The organism is Shewanella sp. 433, assembly GCF_059338565.1.
Genome location: NZ_CM181703.1, coordinates 3,765,371 through 3,783,480, shown reverse-complemented (window position 1 = coordinate 3,783,480; position 18,110 = coordinate 3,765,371). Strand labels below are relative to the sequence as shown.

13 protein-coding genes and 1 riboswitch are annotated in these 18,110 nt (G+C 49.7%); of the genes, 3 read left to right on the top strand and 10 right to left on the bottom strand.

Features of this window, described 5'->3' with window-relative positions; genetic code table 11:
• Window positions 1–20: 20 nt before the first annotated feature.
• The 9 genes from AC5YB1_RS16780 to AC5YB1_RS16740 all read right to left on the bottom strand — a co-directional run bounded on the left by AC5YB1_RS16780 (window position 21) and on the right by AC5YB1_RS16740 (window position 10,630).
• Window positions 21–443 carry a nitrate reductase cytochrome c-type subunit gene (locus AC5YB1_RS16780; protein WP_494520089.1) on the bottom strand — a complete coding sequence of 141 codons (423 nt, stop codon included), beginning with the start codon at window positions 441–443 and terminating at the stop codon, window positions 21–23.
• A complete protein-coding gene (gene napH / locus AC5YB1_RS16775) occupies window positions 440–1,333 on the bottom strand; it encodes a quinol dehydrogenase ferredoxin subunit NapH (protein WP_494520088.1) in 894 nt (297 codons plus the stop codon). The genes AC5YB1_RS16780 and napH overlap by 4 nt, the downstream gene beginning before the upstream one ends.
• Entirely contained in the window at window positions 1,323–2,060 is a 738-nt protein-coding gene (gene napG, locus AC5YB1_RS16770) for a ferredoxin-type protein NapG (protein ID WP_494520087.1), read from the bottom strand. Before napG ends, napH begins: the two co-directional genes overlap by 11 nt.
• Before the next feature lie 55 nt (window positions 2,061–2,115).
• Window positions 2,116–4,599 carry a nitrate reductase catalytic subunit NapA gene (gene napA / locus AC5YB1_RS16765; RefSeq protein ID WP_494520086.1) on the bottom strand — a complete coding sequence of 828 codons (2,484 nt, stop codon included), beginning with the start codon at window positions 4,597–4,599 and terminating at the stop codon, window positions 2,116–2,118.
• Window positions 4,596–4,865, bottom strand: a complete 270-nt coding sequence (locus AC5YB1_RS16760) for a chaperone NapD (protein WP_494520085.1) — start codon at window positions 4,863–4,865, stop codon at window positions 4,596–4,598. Before AC5YB1_RS16760 ends, napA begins: the two co-directional genes overlap by 4 nt.
• A 137-nt stretch (window positions 4,866–5,002) precedes the next feature.
• Window positions 5,003–6,038, bottom strand: a protein-coding gene (locus tag AC5YB1_RS16755) for an IS630 family transposase (RefSeq protein WP_494518896.1) whose coding sequence is annotated in 2 segments (ribosomal slippage) — window positions 5,003–5,578 and window positions 5,580–6,038 — 1,035 coding nt in all. Because the reading frame shifts where the segments join, the coding sequence is not laid out codon by codon here.
• A 302-nt stretch (window positions 6,039–6,340) separates the two neighbouring features.
• Window positions 6,341–7,450 (bottom strand): lipocalin-like domain-containing protein, encoded by a 1,110-nt coding sequence (locus tag AC5YB1_RS16750; RefSeq protein WP_494520084.1) that lies wholly within the window; start codon window positions 7,448–7,450, stop codon window positions 6,341–6,343.
• Window positions 7,447–9,969, bottom strand: a complete 2,523-nt coding sequence (locus AC5YB1_RS16745) for an ABC transporter permease (protein WP_494520083.1) — start codon at window positions 9,967–9,969, stop codon at window positions 7,447–7,449. Before AC5YB1_RS16745 ends, AC5YB1_RS16750 begins: the two co-directional genes overlap by 4 nt.
• The gene (locus AC5YB1_RS16740; RefSeq protein ID WP_475515819.1) at window positions 9,962–10,630 is read right to left on the bottom strand and encodes an ABC transporter ATP-binding protein; all 669 of its coding nucleotides are present in this window, start codon (window positions 10,628–10,630) and stop codon (window positions 9,962–9,964) included. The genes AC5YB1_RS16745 and AC5YB1_RS16740 overlap by 8 nt, the downstream gene beginning before the upstream one ends.
• A 399-nt stretch (window positions 10,631–11,029) precedes the next feature.
• On the opposite strand from AC5YB1_RS16740, the gene fliB reads away from it, so the two are divergent.
• The gene (gene fliB, locus AC5YB1_RS16735; protein ID WP_494520082.1) at window positions 11,030–12,208 is read left to right on the top strand and encodes a flagellin lysine-N-methylase; all 1,179 of its coding nucleotides are present in this window, start codon (window positions 11,030–11,032) and stop codon (window positions 12,206–12,208) included.
• A 96-nt stretch (window positions 12,209–12,304) separates the two neighbouring features.
• Here the strand turns inward: fliB and AC5YB1_RS16730 are convergent, their stop codons facing one another.
• Complete coding sequence (locus AC5YB1_RS16730; protein ID WP_494520081.1) at window positions 12,305–13,675, bottom strand: alanine/glycine:cation symporter family protein; 1,371 nt, start codon at window positions 13,673–13,675, stop codon at window positions 12,305–12,307.
• 154 nt (window positions 13,676–13,829) lie between these two features.
• A riboswitch (glycine riboswitch) is annotated at window positions 13,830–13,963 on the bottom strand.
• A gap of 585 nt (window positions 13,964–14,548) precedes the next feature.
• Here AC5YB1_RS16730 and dauA point away from each other — a divergent pair.
• Both dauA and AC5YB1_RS16720 read left to right on the top strand, forming a co-directional pair.
• Window positions 14,549–16,237 carry a C4-dicarboxylic acid transporter DauA gene (dauA, locus tag AC5YB1_RS16725; protein WP_494520080.1) on the top strand — a complete coding sequence of 563 codons (1,689 nt, stop codon included), beginning with the start codon at window positions 14,549–14,551 and terminating at the stop codon, window positions 16,235–16,237.
• 331 nt (window positions 16,238–16,568) lie between these two features.
• A complete protein-coding gene (locus AC5YB1_RS16720) occupies window positions 16,569–18,035 on the top strand; it encodes a carbon starvation CstA family protein (protein ID WP_475515823.1) in 1,467 nt (488 codons plus the stop codon).
• The last annotated feature ends 75 nt before the right edge of the window (window positions 18,036–18,110 follow it).

Sequence of the window (18,110 nt, the reverse complement as noted above, 5' to 3'; positions counted from 1 at the left end):
GCCTGCTCGAATCTCGCACCTTATTGGTTAGAAAAGTTATTCTCAACCAACTTCTGCTTGTTCTCCGCTTGCGGTACGTGGCACGTAGTACAGTTGAAATACTCATTGTTGAGTTGGCTATCGGCCTGCATATGCGAGTCATGAATTGGGGTTGCTTTCATGCGCACGGCTTTTTCTGGGCTGTGGCAAGTCATGCAGCCGTTTTTCTTAATGGTAATTTTATAATCAGCCTTATGGGGAATTAGCGGGGGCTGGTGGACAAAGCTGCGGGCTATCGGCTCTCCCTTTTTAGGGTAAGTGGGCATCGCATCGGCAGCGCGTACCTCAGTGATCGCCGCGTGGCTGAGCGAGCTCACATTAACGGGCTCTGTTTTGGTTGGTGCGAGTTCAGTAGCGCTGGCATTGAGCGCCATGAGCGCGACTAAAGTGAGTGCTTTTTTCATTGGTTGTTCTCCGCCTTTAGGGCAATTCGATTTTGATACTGAAATACGCGTGGAGCACAGACATCGATGCAGCGACCACATAGAGTGCAGTCACTGTCGGTTATCATGGGATTTTTCCCTTTTAGTGCAGGTTTTAATACTTGGCGCTCGGGGCAGACCTCAAAACAGGCCATGCAGTTATCGCAGCTGCTGGCGTTAACTGCGCTGATTTTGATTGGGCTGGTTTTACCCAGTAGGGCAAACATCGCCCCGGTTGGGCAGAGGTGACCACACCAGGCTCGCTCGCAAATGAAGAGATCGAGCAAAAAGATGGCGGCTAATATCCACAAGCCACTCCCTGCGCCAAACAAGAGGGCGCGATAGAGTATGGGCACCGGGTTCACCCATTCCCACACCGCAATACCGGTGAGCAGCGGCAGTATGAGTACCACGGCTAATAGGTAATAGCGTAAATGCCGTGGCATTTCGCTTGTGCGTGGTAAATGTAACTTACGCCTTAGCCAGCTGGCGGCATCAGTCACTAGGTTGACTGGGCATACCCAGCTGCAAAATACCCGCCCACCTGCTAGCCAATAGAAGATGGCGATAACCGCGGCGCCAAGTAGCAAACTGAGCTCTGGCCAGTGGCCGCTCATCAGCACTTGCAGTGTCGCTAGCGGGTCGGCCAAGTGGACGGCACCTAATAACTCACTGCTAGACAGATTCCCCTTAAGCAGCCAGAAGCCAAACCAAGGGCCAATCGCAAAGGCAAACAGCACACCTAGCTGGCAAGCGCGGCGCAGCAATAGAAACTTGTGGGCGCGCCACCAGCCGAATTGGTCAATCGCGGCTTGGTCAAAGCGCGTCTTGGCACCTTTGTTTGTGGTATGACCCATGCTGTTATGCGTCATGGCGTGACCCCTTGTTTAACATCTCAAGCGTGGTCTCTTCGGTATTGATATAGGTATCGTGGGTGGCGGTTTTGCCCTTGGCAATATGGGGCGGTAGCACTTTGATCGCCGCTTCTTGCAACACGCAAGCATGCTCACACTTCCCACAGCCGGTGCAGCTGTCGCTGTTGACCGTGGGGATAAACAGGGCGTGATGGTTGCTACGTTGATTGTGCTGGCGCTTAAGGGTGATTGCTTCATCAATCAATGGGCAAACGCGATAACACACATCGCAGCGAAGCCCCTTAAAGTTGAGGCAATTTTCTTGGTCGATAAGCACCGCAACCCCCATTTTTGCTTGGGTGATATCCGTCAAGTTGTGATCCAGCGAGCCCGAGGGGCAGGCTTTAACACAGGGGATATCTTCACACATTTCGCAGGGGATCTTGCGCGCCGTAAAGTAAGGTGTCCCCGTCGGCGCACCCTCAAACCAGCGGGCCAGTTTCAGGGTGTCGTACGGGCAAGCCTCAACACACAGACCACAGCGCACGCAGGCAGATAAGAAGTCATCTTCTGCTAATGCGCCTGGGGGCCTTATTGCTAACGGGTCAAGGTGCGATGATTGCTTCGCCACGCCGGTGATCCCTAATCCCAATAATCCCATCGCACAGCCAGCCTTAGCCGAGGTGGCTAAAAACTGGCGGCGATTAACGCCTTTGGCTTGGGTGTGTCGATTGACCTTACTCATAGCGTACTGCTTAAACCTCTTTTAGTGGTGCAAACTCATGGTTAAATAACATGCCTTAGGCCTTCATCACTTTTACCGGACACTTCTTGTAATCGGTCTCTTTCGATAACGGATCGGTCGCGTCGAGCATCAGCTTATTCACCAGTTGGCGAGCATCGAAAAACGGCATAAACACCACGCCTCTTGGCGGCTTGTTACGGCCTTTGGTTTCGACGCGGGTTTTGACTTCACCGCGAGGTGAGGCAACGATCACCTCATCGCCGCGCTGTAGGCCTCGGGCTTTGGCGTCTTCTGGATGCATAAAAATTTGTGCATCGGGATAGGCGCGGTAAAGCTCTGGCACGCGAGCGGTCATGGAGCCGGTATGCCAGTGCTCTAGTACGCGACCAGTTGACATCCATAAGTCATATTCTGCGTTTGGCTCTTCGGCAGCGGGTTCATAAGGCAGGGCGAAAATCACCGCTTTGCCATCAGGCTTACCGTAGAAGCGAAAGCCTTCGCCAGCCTTAACGTAAGGATCGCTGCCTTCGACAAAGCGGCGCAGGGTTTCTTTGCCCTTAACGACAGGCCAGCGCAGACCGCGAGAGGCATGGTAGGCATCAAAGTCCGCCAAGTCGTGGCCATGACCGCGACCAAACTGGGCATACTCCTCGAACAGGCCTTTTTGCAGGTAATAACCCACGGCCGCAGACTCATCGTTAAGCTCGCCTTTGCAGTCTGACAGCGGGTACTTGTTGACCACACCGTTAGCAAATAACACCTCATACAGGGTTTTATCGGCGTACTCAGGCTTCTTGGCTATTAGCTCAGCTGGCCATACTTCTGACACTTTAAAGCGCTTCGAAAACTCAATTAATTGCCATAAGTCAGACTTAGCCCCTTCTGGCGCTTGAACTTGCTGATGCCACATATGGGTACGACGCTCGGCATTACCATAGGCGCCCTCTTTTTCAACCCACATGGCCGTTGGCAGAATCAAATCTGCTGCCATGGCAGTGACGGTTGGGTAAGGGTCAGAGACCACGATGAAATTGTCTGGGTTACGGAAACCGGGGTAAATTTCATCGTTAATATTGGGGCCTGCCTGCATGTTGTTGGTGCACATGGTCCAGTAACAGTTAAGCTTGCCATCTTTGAGCATACGGCTTTGTAATACCGCGTGATAACCCGGCTTGGGCGGAATAGTACCTTCGGGCAACTGCCAACGTTGCTCTGTGATGGCGCGATGCTCTGGATTGGCGACCACCATGTCAGCAGGTAGGCGGTGAGCAAAAGTACCCACTTCACGAGCGGTACCACAGGCCGAAGGTTGGCCTGTGAGTGAGAACGGGCTGTTACCCGGTGTGGCAATTTTACCTGTGAGTAGATGAATGTTGTAGAGCATGTTATTGGCCCAAACACCACGGACGTGCTGGTTGATCCCCATGGTCCACAGACTCATGATTTTCACATTGGGATCGGCGTAGGCTTTGGCCATGATGTCGAGCTTTTCAGGTTCAACGCCACTCATCTTGGCGGCGTATTCCAAGGTGTAGGTGCTAACAAACTTAGCGTACTCATCGAAGCTGATTGGCGTCGACTTGCCATTACCTGGGTTTTTGGCTTGTTGCTCTAACGGATGCTCTGGACGTAAGCCGTAACCTATATCTGTGATGCCTAAGGCAAACTTGGTGTGCTTGTTAACAAAGTCCTTGTTAACCGCATCGTTTTGGATGATGTAGTTGGCTATGTAGTTCAAAATCACCAGATCGGATTGCGGCTTAAACACCATGGCATTATCGGCGAGGTCGAAGCTGCGGTTTTCGAAGGTGGATAATACATGTACCCGACAATCGGCATTACTGAGGCGGCGATCTGACAAACGTGCCCACAAAATGGGATGCATCTCGGCCATGTTGGCGCCCCACAACACAAAGTGGTCGGCCGCTTCTAAATCATCATAACAACCCATGGGCTCATCGATACCAAAGGTACGCATAAAGCCACCCACGGCAGATGCCATACAGTGACGCGCGTTGGGGTCGATGTTGTTGGTGAGAAAACCCGCTTTGTGCAGTTTCGAGGCGGCATAACCTTCCCAAATGGTCCATTGGCCTGAGCCAAACATACCTACCGCGGTCGGCCCTTTGGTCTTGAGGGTGTGTTTCCATTTTTCAGCCATGGTATCTAAAGCGACATCCCAGCTGACAGGGGTAAATTCGCCCTCTTTATGATATTGGCCATCCTTCATGCGCAGCAGTGGCGTAGTGAGTCTGTCTTTGCCATACATGATTTTTGATAGAAAGTAGCCCTTAATACAGTTAAGGCCTTTGTTAACCGGGCTTTCTGGATCGCCCTTAGTGGCGACCACTTTGCCGTTATTGGTGCCCACTAATACGCTACAGCCCACGCCACAAAAACGGCAGGGGGCTTTATCCCACTTGATGGTGTCCTTCTGCTCAGCGGCTTCAACGATCTTCACTGGCAGAGTGACCCCAACAGCGGTCGCAGCGGCAACTGCGGCGTTGGCTTTGAGAAACTCGCGGCGGCTAATGCTCATGGTGTTTCCTCACTCTTTTCTGCTATAGGTTCAACTTGATGGTAGACAAGGCTGCTCGATAGCACCCCGTTGAGGGCGTTAATGGCTTCGATGTTTTTGAGTATAGATGCTTGTGACTCACCCTCTAGGGTGACCACAAATTTTGCTTGGTCGCTGATAGCGTGGATATCGGCGCCAGTTAGGGCCTCGATACCAGCTGTCACTTGTGTCACCGCGCTCGGCGCGGCATGTACCACTAAGCTTGTAACGTGATATTCCTGACGCATGGGGTTTACCTTGTTATTCGCAGTAACAGTAGCCAACTCAGTTGGTTAGTTATGGTGACCGCCTTAGGATTAAATTGAGTTTAAACCGTGTTTTTTTTGTGGGCATACCTCCAGAGAGGTAATACCAAACTGGAAAACTAACTGGTCATATTTGCCCAGTCCCTAGAACACATTTGTGTCACTCGTTCTGAACTATCGGTAAAGGTATTCCAGGCATCACAAACGCTATCGACAATGTCTTCATAATTTCTAAAAACTCTATTGGCGAGACAATGCTGGCGCATCCAGCTCCATACTTGTTCGATTGAATTTAGCTCTGGTGAATAAGGCGGTAATTTGATGATGCTGACATTTTTGAATTCATCTGCGATACCTTCGGTATGCCAACCGGCTCCATCCATTATCACGACAGCATGTCGATCTATATCAGTGACGTCCGAGATCTGTTTTAAGTGGAGGTGCATCGCTTCCTTGCTCGTCCATGGAACGACTATTGCCTGACCTATGCCCCTATTAGGACATACAGAACCAAATAGGTATGCATATTCGAATTGCTGCTGCCGTACAACCCGTGGTCTGGTACCCGTTCTGGCCCAAATCTTCGTTGTCGTATTTTGTTGGCCAAATCTTGCTTCATCTTGAAACCAAATATCAATGCGATCTAAAGAAAGGTGCCCGGGGATCTTAAGGATCGTTTTAATTTGGAATTTTTTTAAACTCCTCCTGGGCTTCAATTGATTGTTTTGGGTGCTTAGAGCGTGAGGTTATCCACGAAAACCCCATATGATTCAACAAATAATAGATTGAGTCAGGATGATAGCTTTTACCAAACTCAGATAAAATGTAGCTATGAATATGTGCCCCCGTCAATCTACCACCTTGATCGCTATTTGCTCTTTTTTCTATATAGTCAGCGAGTTGGGCTTGTTGTTTCTTGCTAAGAAATGGTGGCCTACCTGTACGTGGCTTCTCTTGCAACCCAGCTAAGCCTTCCTCTAAAAAGACATGTACCCACTTATTAACACTCGTTCTACTCACTTTCAAAAAACGTGCAATTTGTGTTCGGGACTTTCCATCTTGAAAATGAGCAAGTGCAAGTAGCCGCATCTTCATTTGAATAGATGTTTGCTTACGAGCTAGTGAATTAAAGTCGGTATTCTTAAAGTTATCCATAACAACAAATGAAGAGAATATGATAAATACAATTAGATCATATTTTTACTTAGATTGGTATAACTGAGCGGTTTGTCGATCAAGATCAAGTTTTTAAGCGTGATCTAACGCTCAGTTCGTTATTTATGGGGCTGCGCTTTCGTTGTAATTAATCAGCTTAGTAAGTCGATGGGGACTTCGCCACTTCAATGATTAACAAGATAGATATGCCGGTGAGGACGCTTAAGCGGGCAGTTTGTCGCGCCCTGCGAGTAAGGGAGGGAGTGAGCACGCCTATCTATGGCTGGGCCACTCCTTATCCGTCAATAGCCTGTCAGTTCCATATAGCCAGTGCCTTGGTGACTCCCCGATATGCTAATGGGCCCTTCCCAATAACTCACGCTCAATGGCATATGGCTGTCACGATTTAATGGCTTAATCGTCAGTTGCAGTTGTTCACTTGCAATGGCGATACGCCAAGCCACTGGGTATCGACCCGACGGCGTTTGTTGCCAGTCGGTGGGTGTCATCTCAATGTCTGCCGGGGCGCTGGTGGAGTCGATATTACGGCCGCTGCCATCGGCATACATGCGTCTGGCGCTGTAGAAATGACTCACCTGATTATCGCCGCTGCGCAACTGAAACAGCATCAGCGCCGAGCCATCGTCTAAACGCAGCGCAAACCAATCCCAGCCCTGTTGATGTTTATTGAGAAACTGTGAGCTCCACTCTCTGTCGAGCCAAGCATCGCCTGAGACATTAACTGACTTCCCCTCTAGGGTGACTTCGCCAGTGACTTGGATGAAAGGCTGGCTATAGTAATAAGAGGCGACGCTGCCATCACCGCTTTTAATGCTGTAGCCCTTATCGCCCTGTAATTGATAAGGGGCGCTAGTTGTAAGTGACAATCGATAACTGAGCTGCTCATCGCTGACGGTTAAGGTTGCCGGAAACAGGTCTTGGCTTTGGCTCTGCCACTGCCAGTTGTCGAGTTTAATCGTCAGTGGCGCGGCATCGCTGCCGGCTAATTGAGGTTGGGCACGTGACCAGCGCTCTTTTGCCACATGTTGCTGTGCGGTGGTCACCGCGCTGTGGGCCATATACAGCTGGTTAGTGGCCCAGTCTGATGAGGACTCACTCGCCTTGGGCGATAGGGCTATCCTAAATTGTGTCCATTGCAGCCCCAGAGGTTGGCCCGATGCCGTGGTGAGATTGGCGGTCAAATACCACCATTCTTGGCGAAAATCGTTATGGGCTTGGTGATCTTCAGGAAAGCGCAGGGTTTGCCCTGGGGTGACCTGAGTATAGCCCTGTAGATTATCGCCCATCAGTGAGCCCATTGCGCTTTGAGGGTTGGTGTCTGGTGCATCGCAGCCAAGCAGTAAGAGTAATAGGATAAACAGGCCCGCGCGGGGCGAGGATAATAGTGTCATAACACATCACTCTGTAGGCTACTGATGAGAGGGCGGCGAGTTTGCTGATACAAGGGCAGGGCTACGGCAAAGCCGCTAGCGACGAGGGCGAGCAGAGTCACGTCGAAGTAGGCTTGCCAATCCCATATCATGGCAATGCTCCAACCAAAGGCTTGTAGGGTCACTTTATTGATCAGCAAGTAGCCTAGTAGCGCACCAGTCGGCAGGGCAACAATACTGGTGAGTATGACCATTAGTAGCATCTGGCTGGTGACCATTAGGGAGAGTTGACGGCGATTAACCCCTAAGGTGTACAGGCGTGCAATCGGCGCCATACGGGCTTGGGTCAACATATAACAGGCGCTAAACAATCCTATGGCGGCCACCAATAAGGTTAAGCTATTAAGCACCTTAGTAATAGAAAAGGTGCGTTTAAACATCTCTATCGCTTGCGCCTTAATACGGGCTTGGCTGTATATCTGTGCATCTGACAGTGAAAACCTTTGCATCAAGCGCTGGCTTAATTGCGCTAAGTCGCCCTGATAGGTGACCGCTAGGCTAATGGGTAAGGTGGACAGCATGGCTTGGTGCCAGGTGACAGTCGAGACGATCACCTCCCCATAGGGATTGCCATAGTCGTAGTAAATCGCCCCTACTCTGAGGGGGATATCGCCAAGCACATCGACCTTTATGGTGTCGTTTAACCGCAACTGGTGTTTGATGGCAAAAGGTTCACTTATCATCACCACATCAGCGATTAAAAAGCGTTGCCATAAGTTATCGACCGCAGTTTTAAGCACTGTGGTGTGCTCAACTGAGTAGTCATCGCGGGCCACTAAATAGATAGGCTGCTGCTCAGCGCGGCTCTTAATCGACCACTGCTCATAAATGCCAGTGACCTGTTTATCGGCGGCTAAATAATCTGCAATTTGCTGCATCTGGCTAGCAGGTGGGCGGATATAAAGGTCGGCATGCAAACGCGCATTGAGCCACTGTTTGAGCGTGAGCTCGAAACTGCTCACTAGGCTATTCATCGAAATATTGGCCGTGAGTGCCAGCAGAATGGCCATCATGGCAAGAGAGAGCGGCGGGATCAGCTCCTTGGTCTCGGCAATTTGATAACCAATTAACCCTTTGGGTGCCACTCGCTCAATAACTTGAATTAATTGCTGCAATAACCAAGGCAGGGCCAGCGGGATACTGAGCACCACTAAGCCTAATAACGCCATGGTGATCCGATAATTGTCGGTTAATGCCATGCCGGTTAAGGCGACGGTTGCTAAGCATAGCGACACCCATAGTTGCCGCTTATGGGCGCGATGGGCACTGGCTTGTTGATGAAATTGCCCAGCGCTCTGGGCCAGCGGTTGGCGCAGCAGCTCAATAAACAGCGAGCTACAGGCCAGTAAGGCGGCGATAAAGGTTAATAAGGTCGCCTGAGCGAGCCATTGCCATTGCCATATTCCCGGTAAAATGGTGGCCCCATAGAGCTGTTCTAGGGTCACTGAGACCATAGGTTGTAACCAGTAACTGAGCTGCAAGCCGCCAATAAAGCCGATGAGCGAACCTACCACAACCAACACCAGCAGCTCGCTGGCTAATGCCGACATGATTGACAGTTTCATGATGCCTTGCTGCTGCAACTGAGTGATCAGTCGTTTACGTTTAAGCAGGCTGTAACGCACGCCGTTATAGGCGATAAACAGGCCGACAATAAAGGCCAGTAAACTCATGGCGGTGAGGTTCAGGTGAAAGCTGTTTGTGAGCGCCTTCATGCTGTCGCCATTGTCACTTGGGCTGAGATGAGCCTTATCCTCAAGCCACTGCTCTATTTGGTTTTTTTGTGCGCTAACATCGTTAAAAATGGCGATATAACTCAGTTGCTGCGGTTTATTGAGCAGTTGCTGCGCCAGTGAGATATCCATCAGTAGGCGGTTGCCTAAATTAAGTTGGTCATCCACGGCGATAACACTGAGCGTTTGCCCTTCGACAGTCAGCGTAGGTTGATTGAGCTGCTCGACGTTTGATTGACTCATTAATACGATAGGCTCACCAGCGATAAGTTTTGCCAGTGGCAGCGCGTTACCGTTAAAGCGATGCCGACTTGCGGTGTTCTCGTCATTTGAGCTATGGCCGCGGGCTGCGCTCATGGCGGCGATAATATCACTGCCTTGAACTTGCCAGTTCCGTGCCTGTTCGTCCACCAGCATGCCTTGCACCACCGCCAAGCTGTGGGTGATCCCCTGTTGGCGCAAGGTAAAATAGAGCTGTTCATTTAAGGGGGTATTAGGCAGTGGGGTGATAAACCACTTGGCTTGCTGGCTTAACAGTTCGGTGGCGTTACTATAGCTGTTGATCGCATTTTCATTGGTCGCGCGCACGCCTGTAAGCAGGGTGACCGCGAGGATAATACCGATAATAATCGCGCCCGCTTGCAGCGGTGATTGTCGATAATGAGCCAAGAACACCCGCAGGGTGAGTTGCCAACCTTTTAGGGCTTGAGGATTACCGATGTGACGGCTACTGGGTGGGTTATTCATGAACCTTACCCAAATCCAGGTGCCAGCGGCGCTGCATAAACTCGGCGCACTCTTGGCTATGGGTGACCATTAAAATACTGGTGTGGTGCTCAGCCGCGAGAGCGCAAATCAGGCGCATCACCTCAAGGCTGGCCTGTTGATCTAAATTGCCTGTGGGTTCATCGGCGAGTAACAGCGCAGGTTTATGTGCCAGCGCCCTTGCAATGGCCACGCGTTGCTGTTGTCCACCGGACAGGGTTTCCACATGGCGTTTACGCAGGGCGCTAAGCCCCAAGGTGTCGACGAGGTGATCGCACCAAGGGTTCCAGCGCTCGTTATTGAGGTGCAAGGGGAAAGCGATATTGTCTTCAACATTAAGCGGGGTGAGTAGATTAAATTGCTGAAAAACAACCCCTAGTTGCTGGTGGCGAAACTCACTCCAGCACGCATCATTCCACTGGGTGGTTGGCGTTCCCAAAAGGGATAAGGTGCCCGAGGTCGGCCGCTCAAAGCCAGCAATAATATTGAGTAAGGTGCTTTTACCGCAGCCACTGGGGCCGGTTAAGGCAACGGTGTCGCCTCGCTGCAGGTGTAAATCGACATGATCGAGTACCTGATGAAACTTATCGCCGTCGGTAAATCCTTTGCAGATCTTATCTAGCGTAATAACGCTTGTACTCATGACAACTCCTGTAGTGCATCACCTTAGGGACAAGCCTTGGTCAAATAATGCGCGAGTAAGATATTGGTAACACATTGCAATTTAACATTCATCTTCTAATTGCATTGATTGTCGATTGCATCAAATAAGTGGTTGATTCAGACCGTGGGGTTATACGGGGGATAATCCATAAAGGATCGGCTTAGTGTTATCGATAGGGTCATTAGCATCATGGATGGAGCCTGCTTAAGCTATTGCTTTTATTAATAGGCTTAATAGTGCCAGGGCCAATTACGGCGGCATCGACAGGGCAAAAGGGTTTAACATTTGCTGGTGAGTGCTGTGTCAATGAATTCAGCTTGTCGATGCGCCAGCTTTCTTGTTACCTTACTTAAAATTTAAGCGTAAGTAAGTGGCCCCATGAACAATCTTGTGATCAAACCCAATTATGTCAGTCTATTTAACTGTGTTGGCCCCGAGTGTGAAGACAGTTGCTGTAACGATTGGACCATTACGTTTGACAAAAAAAGCTATAAAAAAACCGTTAGCCATCCTAAGTTTGCCTCGCTTGCCAAAATAGCCTTTACCGAAGTGAAAAAAAATGCGGCTAATTGGGCCACGGTAAAGCTTGATGAACAGGGGGGCTGTCCGTTTCTCGATGAGCAAAAGCTGTGCAATATTCATAAACATGCTGGTGAAGCCGCCTTAAGCGACACTTGTAAGACCTATCCTAAACTCGACCGTCATCTTGGCGGTAACAAGTACCGCTCGCTGAGTATGTCTTGCCCAGAAGTCGCGCGTATCGTGTTGTTTCATCCCGATGCATTTCAATTTGATGTGCAAAATAGTGGAAATAAGGCGGTAGTTAAGCCCTCTCCGATTTGGCTTGAAAAGAGTTATGAGTACAGCCTAGAGTTGTTAGTGGGTTTAGGACTCGATTGGGAGCCGGCGCTGCTGGCCATTGGTTTATTAATGAAAACCAGTGAAGAGGTGCGAGCGGGCCTGTTACCCGACAGCGCCCTCGATGAGCGTTTTTTGCAGCTGAAGCAATTTGCCGAGGCGGGATTATTGGTTGAGCAATACGCTAAATTGCCATATACCCCTATCCCACAGTCGCACGCCTTTTTTGGGGTTCACTCCACTTTTTGTCAAATTCATTCTCGGGCCACAAGGGCGCGATTTACTCGCTTAAACGAGGCGGTGTCGGCCATCTGCAATGAAGACAATGAATTTAGTGTCGCGGCCATGAATCAGGCATGGAATGCTATTGCGCTCCCCGCATTAGGTGAGCATAGCGATCTGTTTGAGCGTTATATTCTCTACGCGATTTTTCATCATCACTTTCCTCTGCTTGGCGAAGAGGCGCCGCTGAAAGCCTTTAGGCTGTTGGTGCTCGATTGCTTTATCATGCGCGGTTATCTCTCGGCGATGGCGCACCAACATAAGCAGCTTACTGAGAGTGACATCATCTTGTGTTTTCAGCTCTATCAGGTGGTCAGGCAACATCGTCCAGTTATGGCACAAACTATTGAAGAGGTGATGAAAGAGTGTGAAATTGAGTCGGTGCCTGCGGTGATGAGCTTATTAAAAACGCAGTAGTCATCAAGAGACTAAGGATTAAAGAGCAATAATAATGGGGCAATTATGCCCCATTTTTATTGGGTGTAGCCGAGATAATTCAATGAACTAATGAACTTACGCAGTTACCTGCTCAGCCACAAGCTGTTTGCGCTTACTAAAGTAGTGGCGGGTTTCAGCCAAAATCACATCTCTTAAGCCGATGATCGCAATGAGGTTAGGGATCGCCATTAGGCCATTGACGGTATCGGCCAGCATCCAAATTAAGTCCAGTTGGATAAAGGCGCCGGCGGCGATTAAGCCTAAAAATAACCATTGATAGATTTTAATGCCGTGCTGGCCGAGGCGGTTACCCGTGAGGTAGTGCCAGCAGCGTTCGCCATAATAGTGCCAGCCTAAGATAGTGGTAAAGGCAAAACAGACCAGCGCGATAGTCACCACATATTGACCGACGATGACCGAGCCACCAGAGGCAAATGCGGCGCTGGTCATGGCGGCGCCAGCTGTGTCGCCATTCCAGACGCCAGTGATGATCAACACTAAGCCTGTCATGGTACAAATTAAGATGGTGTCGAAAAACGTGCCCGTCATGCTCACCAGCCCTTGCTCAACCGGCTCGTTGGTTTTCGCCGCGGCGGCGGCAATGGGCGCACTCCCTAGACCAGACTCATTGGAAAATACTCCGCGAGCAATACCAATTTGCAGTGCTTGGGCCACAGTGGCGCCAAGGAATCCACCGGCGGCCGAGATCGGGGTGAAGGCTGAGTGCAATACCAATTCAAAGGCTGGAATTATTTGCTCTGAAAAGCTAAATAAAATCCAAATGCAAGCTAATACATAGCCTATTGCCATAGTGGGTACTAACTTTTGTGCGACATTGGCGATACGTTTAACCCCGCCCAAGGTGACGGCGGCGACCAGCAGGGTTAAGACCACGGCGGTCCCCCAAGTGGGGACGTCGAAGGCAATGGTTAAGGCATCGCTAATCGCATTGACTTGGGCGAAGGTGCCGATCCCAAAGAAAGCCACGCCAATACCAAATAGGGCAAAGAGTTTTGCCAGCCAAGGTAGCCCCAAGCCACGTTCAATATAGTACATGGGGCCACCGGCAATATTGCCACGTTCATCGACCGTGCGGTATTTCACCGCCAGCATGCATTCGGCGTATTTGGTCGCCATGCCAAAAAAAGCGGCCAGCCACATCCAAAAGAGGGCGCCAGGTCCACCAATTTTTATGGCGGTAGCGACGCCAACAATATTACCTGTACCTATGGTGGCCGATAGGGCGGTGCACAGCGCTGCAAAAGATGACAGATCCCCTTTACCGCTGGCGGGTTTAAATAACAGGCTTAACGCCAAGGGTAATTTAAACACCTGTAATAGCCGCAGTCGCAGGGTGAGGTATAGACCTGTACCAACCAATAAACATAGGGTAATGGGGCCCCATACAATGGCATTGATATCTGTGAGTAAAGCGTGAAAGTTCATGTTGTTCCTCGAGTATTAAACTGCTTGACGATTCGTCTTAATAATCGGAGGAGGAAAAGAAATGGCTGAATTTCGGTATCGTAAAGTGCAGATGTGCTGTTTCGGCCAAGCGATGGCAAAAAATGGGCAGCGGCAAATGACGACGCATACAGTCATCCTCTCCTCTGTCCTTTTGCCTGAGCGTTTCGCGGTGATGGATTGATACCATCGCCACTTTCGCCTTCGGCGCTGTGTCATATTTAGGTAAACGCTCACCTATCTGTGCACAGTCTCTCCAGAGGCTCGTCCAGTAACAGTCCTCACCACCTAAGTGGTACCTGAAAGAGTGCTCTGTACGTTAAGCGCTGAGCTTATGCATGCAGAGTTGCCTCGTCGGTGTGGGGTTAATCCCCGCTCTCCTGCTACCTTCATCCGAACGGATCCCTTTTACAGATAAAGTGATACCACTTGAGTCTGTAAAGGGGCTGATATCATGCGCTAATTGCGGTTGTGGCTCAAGGGTGTAACTTCACATTTGTGTATTATCTCGGCCGCTCGCTGATTTTTTGAGCGGGTGTCAGTAGCGGTTAATGACCTTAGTGAATCTTGGCTTTATCTAGGCTTAAAGCCTCAGTGGTAAATTATTTATGCCCAGCCCCTTACATCCATGCGTGCTGTAGGTTTACAATAAAAAACCATAATCACGCTGTGGTTATAAAACTCTTATGTTGCTAAGCGCTTTTGCTTTTTCGCACACAGAGACTCTAAGGTGTATCGTCACCTCATTGACTTGCCCAAACTTGCCCTAGCGCAAACAAGCCGTGATCTGGACTCATTACACTCGATAGCCCGTTAGTGTGTTGCAAGCGTTAGCGCTACATTATCGGGATTAAGATGTTATCAGCACTGAAAAAATCATTGAGTAAACCGCTTTCTGGCGTCGAGTTGCAAGCCAATGTGTTGGCGGGCTTAACCGTTGGCGTCATCGCGCTGCCCTTATCTATGGCACTGGCTATTGCTAGCGGTGTGCCGCCGCAACATGGCCTGTATACCGCTATGGTCGCTGGGGCAATTATCGCCATTACCGGGGGCTCTAAAGTCAATATTTCGGGGCCAACAGCAGCCTTTGTGGTGATTTTGCTGCCGATAGTACAGCAGTTTGGCTTAGGCGGTTTGCTGCTGAGCGGTTTTATGGCGGGCATGATTTTAGTGCTGATGGGCATGGCGCGGCTGGGTAGGCTGATTGAGATAGTTCCCTATCCTGTCACGATAGGCTTTACCGCTGGTATCGGGGTGGTGATCGCCACATTACAAATTAAAGACTTTTTTGGTTTGAGTGTGGCGCCTGTAGAAGGTCACTATTTACAACAGGTGTCGGCCATAGGCTCGGCGTTTTCTAGTATCACTTGGCAGGAAACCTTGATTGGTGCAATCACTTTAATGGTGTTATTGCTGTGGCCAAAGTTGCGCTCAAAAATACCGGCACACTTAGTGGCACTGACCGTTGGCGCCGTCGTGGCGTGGTTATTAACCCAAGGGCTAACGGATTTTAGTGTGGCGACCATAGGTAGCCGTTTTCATTATGAAATTGGTGGGGTGGCAGGGCAAGGGATCCCGCCGTTATTGCCCAGCTTTACTTGGCCATGGGAGCTTCCCGATGCCAGTGGCGCTCCCATAGGATTGAGTTTTGAGCTGATTAGGCAGCTGTTACCTTCAGCAATCACCATCGCCATATTAGGCGCATTAGAGTCTTTGTTATGTGCGGTAGTAGCCGATGGGATGTCGGGCAAACGGCATCACTCTAATGATGAGCTGATTGGTCAGGGGATAGGCAATATGGTGGCGCCCCTGTTTGGGGGGATCCCCGCCACGGCAGCCATTGCCCGCACGGCGGCGAATGTGAAAGCGGGGGGGAGCTTGCCACTGTCGGCGGTGGTGCATAGCGGGTTTATCTTATTAAGCATCTTAATGTTGGCACCGTTATTGGCTTACATTCCGATGGCGTCGATGGCGGCATTACTGTTAGTGGTTGCCTGGAATATGAGTGAGGCGCGCCATTTTATGCGCACGCTTAAGATCGCGCCTAGAGACGATGTGGTGATTTTACTCGCCTGTTTTTTACTGACAGTGTTATTTGATATGACCATTGCCGTTGCAGTCGGTATGGGGATGGCGGCAATCTTGTTTATCCGCCGCAGCATTAGTTTGAGTGGTCCCAAAGCGATGAAGCTCGACCATGAGCATTATGCGATTCCTGAGCAAGTGGTTATTTACGATATCGATGGACCGCTGTTTTTTGGCTCGGCGCAAAAGGCGCTGCAAACCATTACGGCGGTGCGCCCCGACGTGCGGGTGGTGATTTTAGATATGTCCCATGTCACCTTGCTCGATATGAGTGCCATTGTCGCGATGGAATCGATAGCTCAGCAACTGCAGAGCAAAAATGTGGCGCTGATCATTAACAATCTGCAGCCGAGAATGATCCTTAAATTACGCCGCGCAGGCATAAGAAAGCGCCAGGGTAAGGTGGCCTATGCGCGCCACCTTGAGGACAGTTTAACGCTCGCCAAAACCTTATTATAAAGGATAGTAGACCGCTTAGGTTACTGTTACCTAAGCGGTTATGTTTATCCCTGTTTAGCTTACTTCTCGATGAAACCCTGCTATAGAGAATTAAAAATTTAACCTTGGTAACTGTTATTGTTAATGTTATTTCTTGCGCCGCTGTAGTAGGATTCAGCAACCTCGTTACAAGCCGTTTGCAGGATGCTTACAAGTGACGACGGTGTAAAACTGAGTGCTATCCTGTTGAAGGGGGCATGAGCTATTCAACCTTTCACCAGTAGACCGCTTAGTATAAGTTACTGAAAATATAAAAATTAAAACCTACTCATAAATACGGATGGTGATAACAATGCTAATATTCTTTATTTGTATTGGGTTACTCCTACTGGCTTATAAATTTTACAGTCCTTTTGTAGAACGTCAGGCGGGTATTGACCCTAACGCAAAAACTCCTCAATCTCGTTTCAATGATGGCGTCGATTATGTCGAAGTGCATCCGGTTAAGGCGTTCTTAATTCAATTTTTGAACGTGGCGGGTGTAGGGCCGATTTTCGGTCCTATCTTGGGGGCGTTATACGGTCCAGTAGCGCTCGTCTGGATTGTACTGGGTAACATTATTGGTGGTGCGGTGCATGACTACTTCTCTGGTGTATTAAGCATCAAAGAGGACGGTAAGAGTCTGCCTGAAATTGCCGGTCATTATTTTAATATCTATTTTAAAGCCATCATGTTGATCTTTACCGCCATGCTGCTGTTTTTTGTGGGCGTGGTCTTTATCATGAGCCCAGCAGGATTGCTGAGTAATTTGGATTTTTTCAAAGACACCATCTTTGCTGAAAATACCTTTTGGGTATTGGTTATCTTGGGCTATTACTTTTTAGCAACCTTGCTACCAATCGATAAAATCATCACTAAACTCTATCCATTTTTTGGATTACTGATGATTGTTATGACAGTATCGATTGCCGTAGCTTTGTTGTTCAGTGCGCCGCAACTGCCAGAGATGGGCGATATCTTTGCTTATTTCGATCACAGCCATTACAACAACGACCTGTTGGCGCCCAACCCTGATGGATTACCAGTTTGGCCCCTGCTGTTTGTGACTATTACTTGTGGTGCGATCAGTGGTTTCCACTCGACACAGGCTCCTATCATGGCGCGTTGCTTAACCAATGAAAAATATGTGCGTCCAGTGTACTACGGCGCAATGATGTCAGAAGGTATTGTGGCGTGTGTGTGGGCTATGGCAGGTATTGCGGCGTTCCCGGGCGGTTATGTTGAGCTAAAAAGTATTCTCGATGCAGGCGGCCCTGGCCTAGTGGTAAATCAGGTAGCGACCACTTACCTAGGCGTTGCTGGCGGTATTATGGCGATTATTGCCGTGGCCGTGTTTCCTATCACCTCGGGTGATACTGCGTTTCGCTCATTGCGATTAACCATTATCGATGCCTTTAAGATCCCACAGAGCATTCGTAATCGTCTCTTTGTTGCTGTCCCTATCTTGGTGATCGCCTACTTTATGACCAAAATTGACTTCTCTTTGGTATGGCGTTATTTCGCCTTCTCTAACATGTTGTTATCGACCAGTGTGTTGTGGTTAGCGACGAAGTACTTGTTCGATCGTGGCACCATCCACTGGATCGTCAGTCTACCGGCGACCGTAGGTACCAGTGTGACCGTCTCTTATATCGCCACGGCAGGGATAGGTTTAGGGCTTGAGCAATCATTGAGTCAGCCCATCGGTATCGCGGCTGGGGTGATCTCCTTAGTTGGTATCATCATCGCAGACAGAAGACGTAAAGTCGCAGTCGCATAAGCGGTCTGAGTGACTCTTGTTAACAACCGCTCCATGTTGCATGGGGCGGTTTTTTTATGGGTAGTCATTGTAGTC

Bases quoted from the DNA above. Each gene is read 5' to 3' on its own strand.
- napA (WP_494520086.1), bottom strand. From the start codon at position 4,599: ATGAGCATTAGCCGCCGCGAGTTTCTCAAAGCCAACGCCGCAGTTGCC.
- AC5YB1_RS16720 (WP_475515823.1), top strand. From the start codon at position 16,569: ATGCTAATATTCTTTATTTGTATTGGGTTACTCCTACTGGCTTATAAA.
- dauA (WP_494520080.1), top strand. From the start codon at position 14,549: ATGTTATCAGCACTGAAAAAATCATTGAGTAAACCGCTTTCTGGCGTC.
- AC5YB1_RS16730 (WP_494520081.1), bottom strand. From the start codon at position 13,675: ATGAACTTTCACGCTTTACTCACAGATATCAATGCCATTGTATGGGGC.
- AC5YB1_RS16780 (WP_494520089.1), bottom strand. From the start codon at position 443: ATGAAAAAAGCACTCACTTTAGTCGCGCTCATGGCGCTCAATGCCAGC.
- AC5YB1_RS16740 (WP_475515819.1), bottom strand. From the start codon at position 10,630: ATGAGTACAAGCGTTATTACGCTAGATAAGATCTGCAAAGGATTTACC.
- AC5YB1_RS16745 (WP_494520083.1), bottom strand. From the start codon at position 9,969: ATGAATAACCCACCCAGTAGCCGTCACATCGGTAATCCTCAAGCCCTA.
- napH (WP_494520088.1), bottom strand. From the start codon at position 1,333: ATGACGCATAACAGCATGGGTCATACCACAAACAAAGGTGCCAAGACG.
- AC5YB1_RS16760 (WP_494520085.1), bottom strand. From the start codon at position 4,865: ATGCGTCAGGAATATCACGTTACAAGCTTAGTGGTACATGCCGCGCCG.
- fliB (WP_494520082.1), top strand. From the start codon at position 11,030: ATGAACAATCTTGTGATCAAACCCAATTATGTCAGTCTATTTAACTGT.
- napG (WP_494520087.1), bottom strand. From the start codon at position 2,060: ATGAGTAAGGTCAATCGACACACCCAAGCCAAAGGCGTTAATCGCCGC.
- AC5YB1_RS16750 (WP_494520084.1), bottom strand. From the start codon at position 7,450: ATGACACTATTATCCTCGCCCCGCGCGGGCCTGTTTATCCTATTACTC.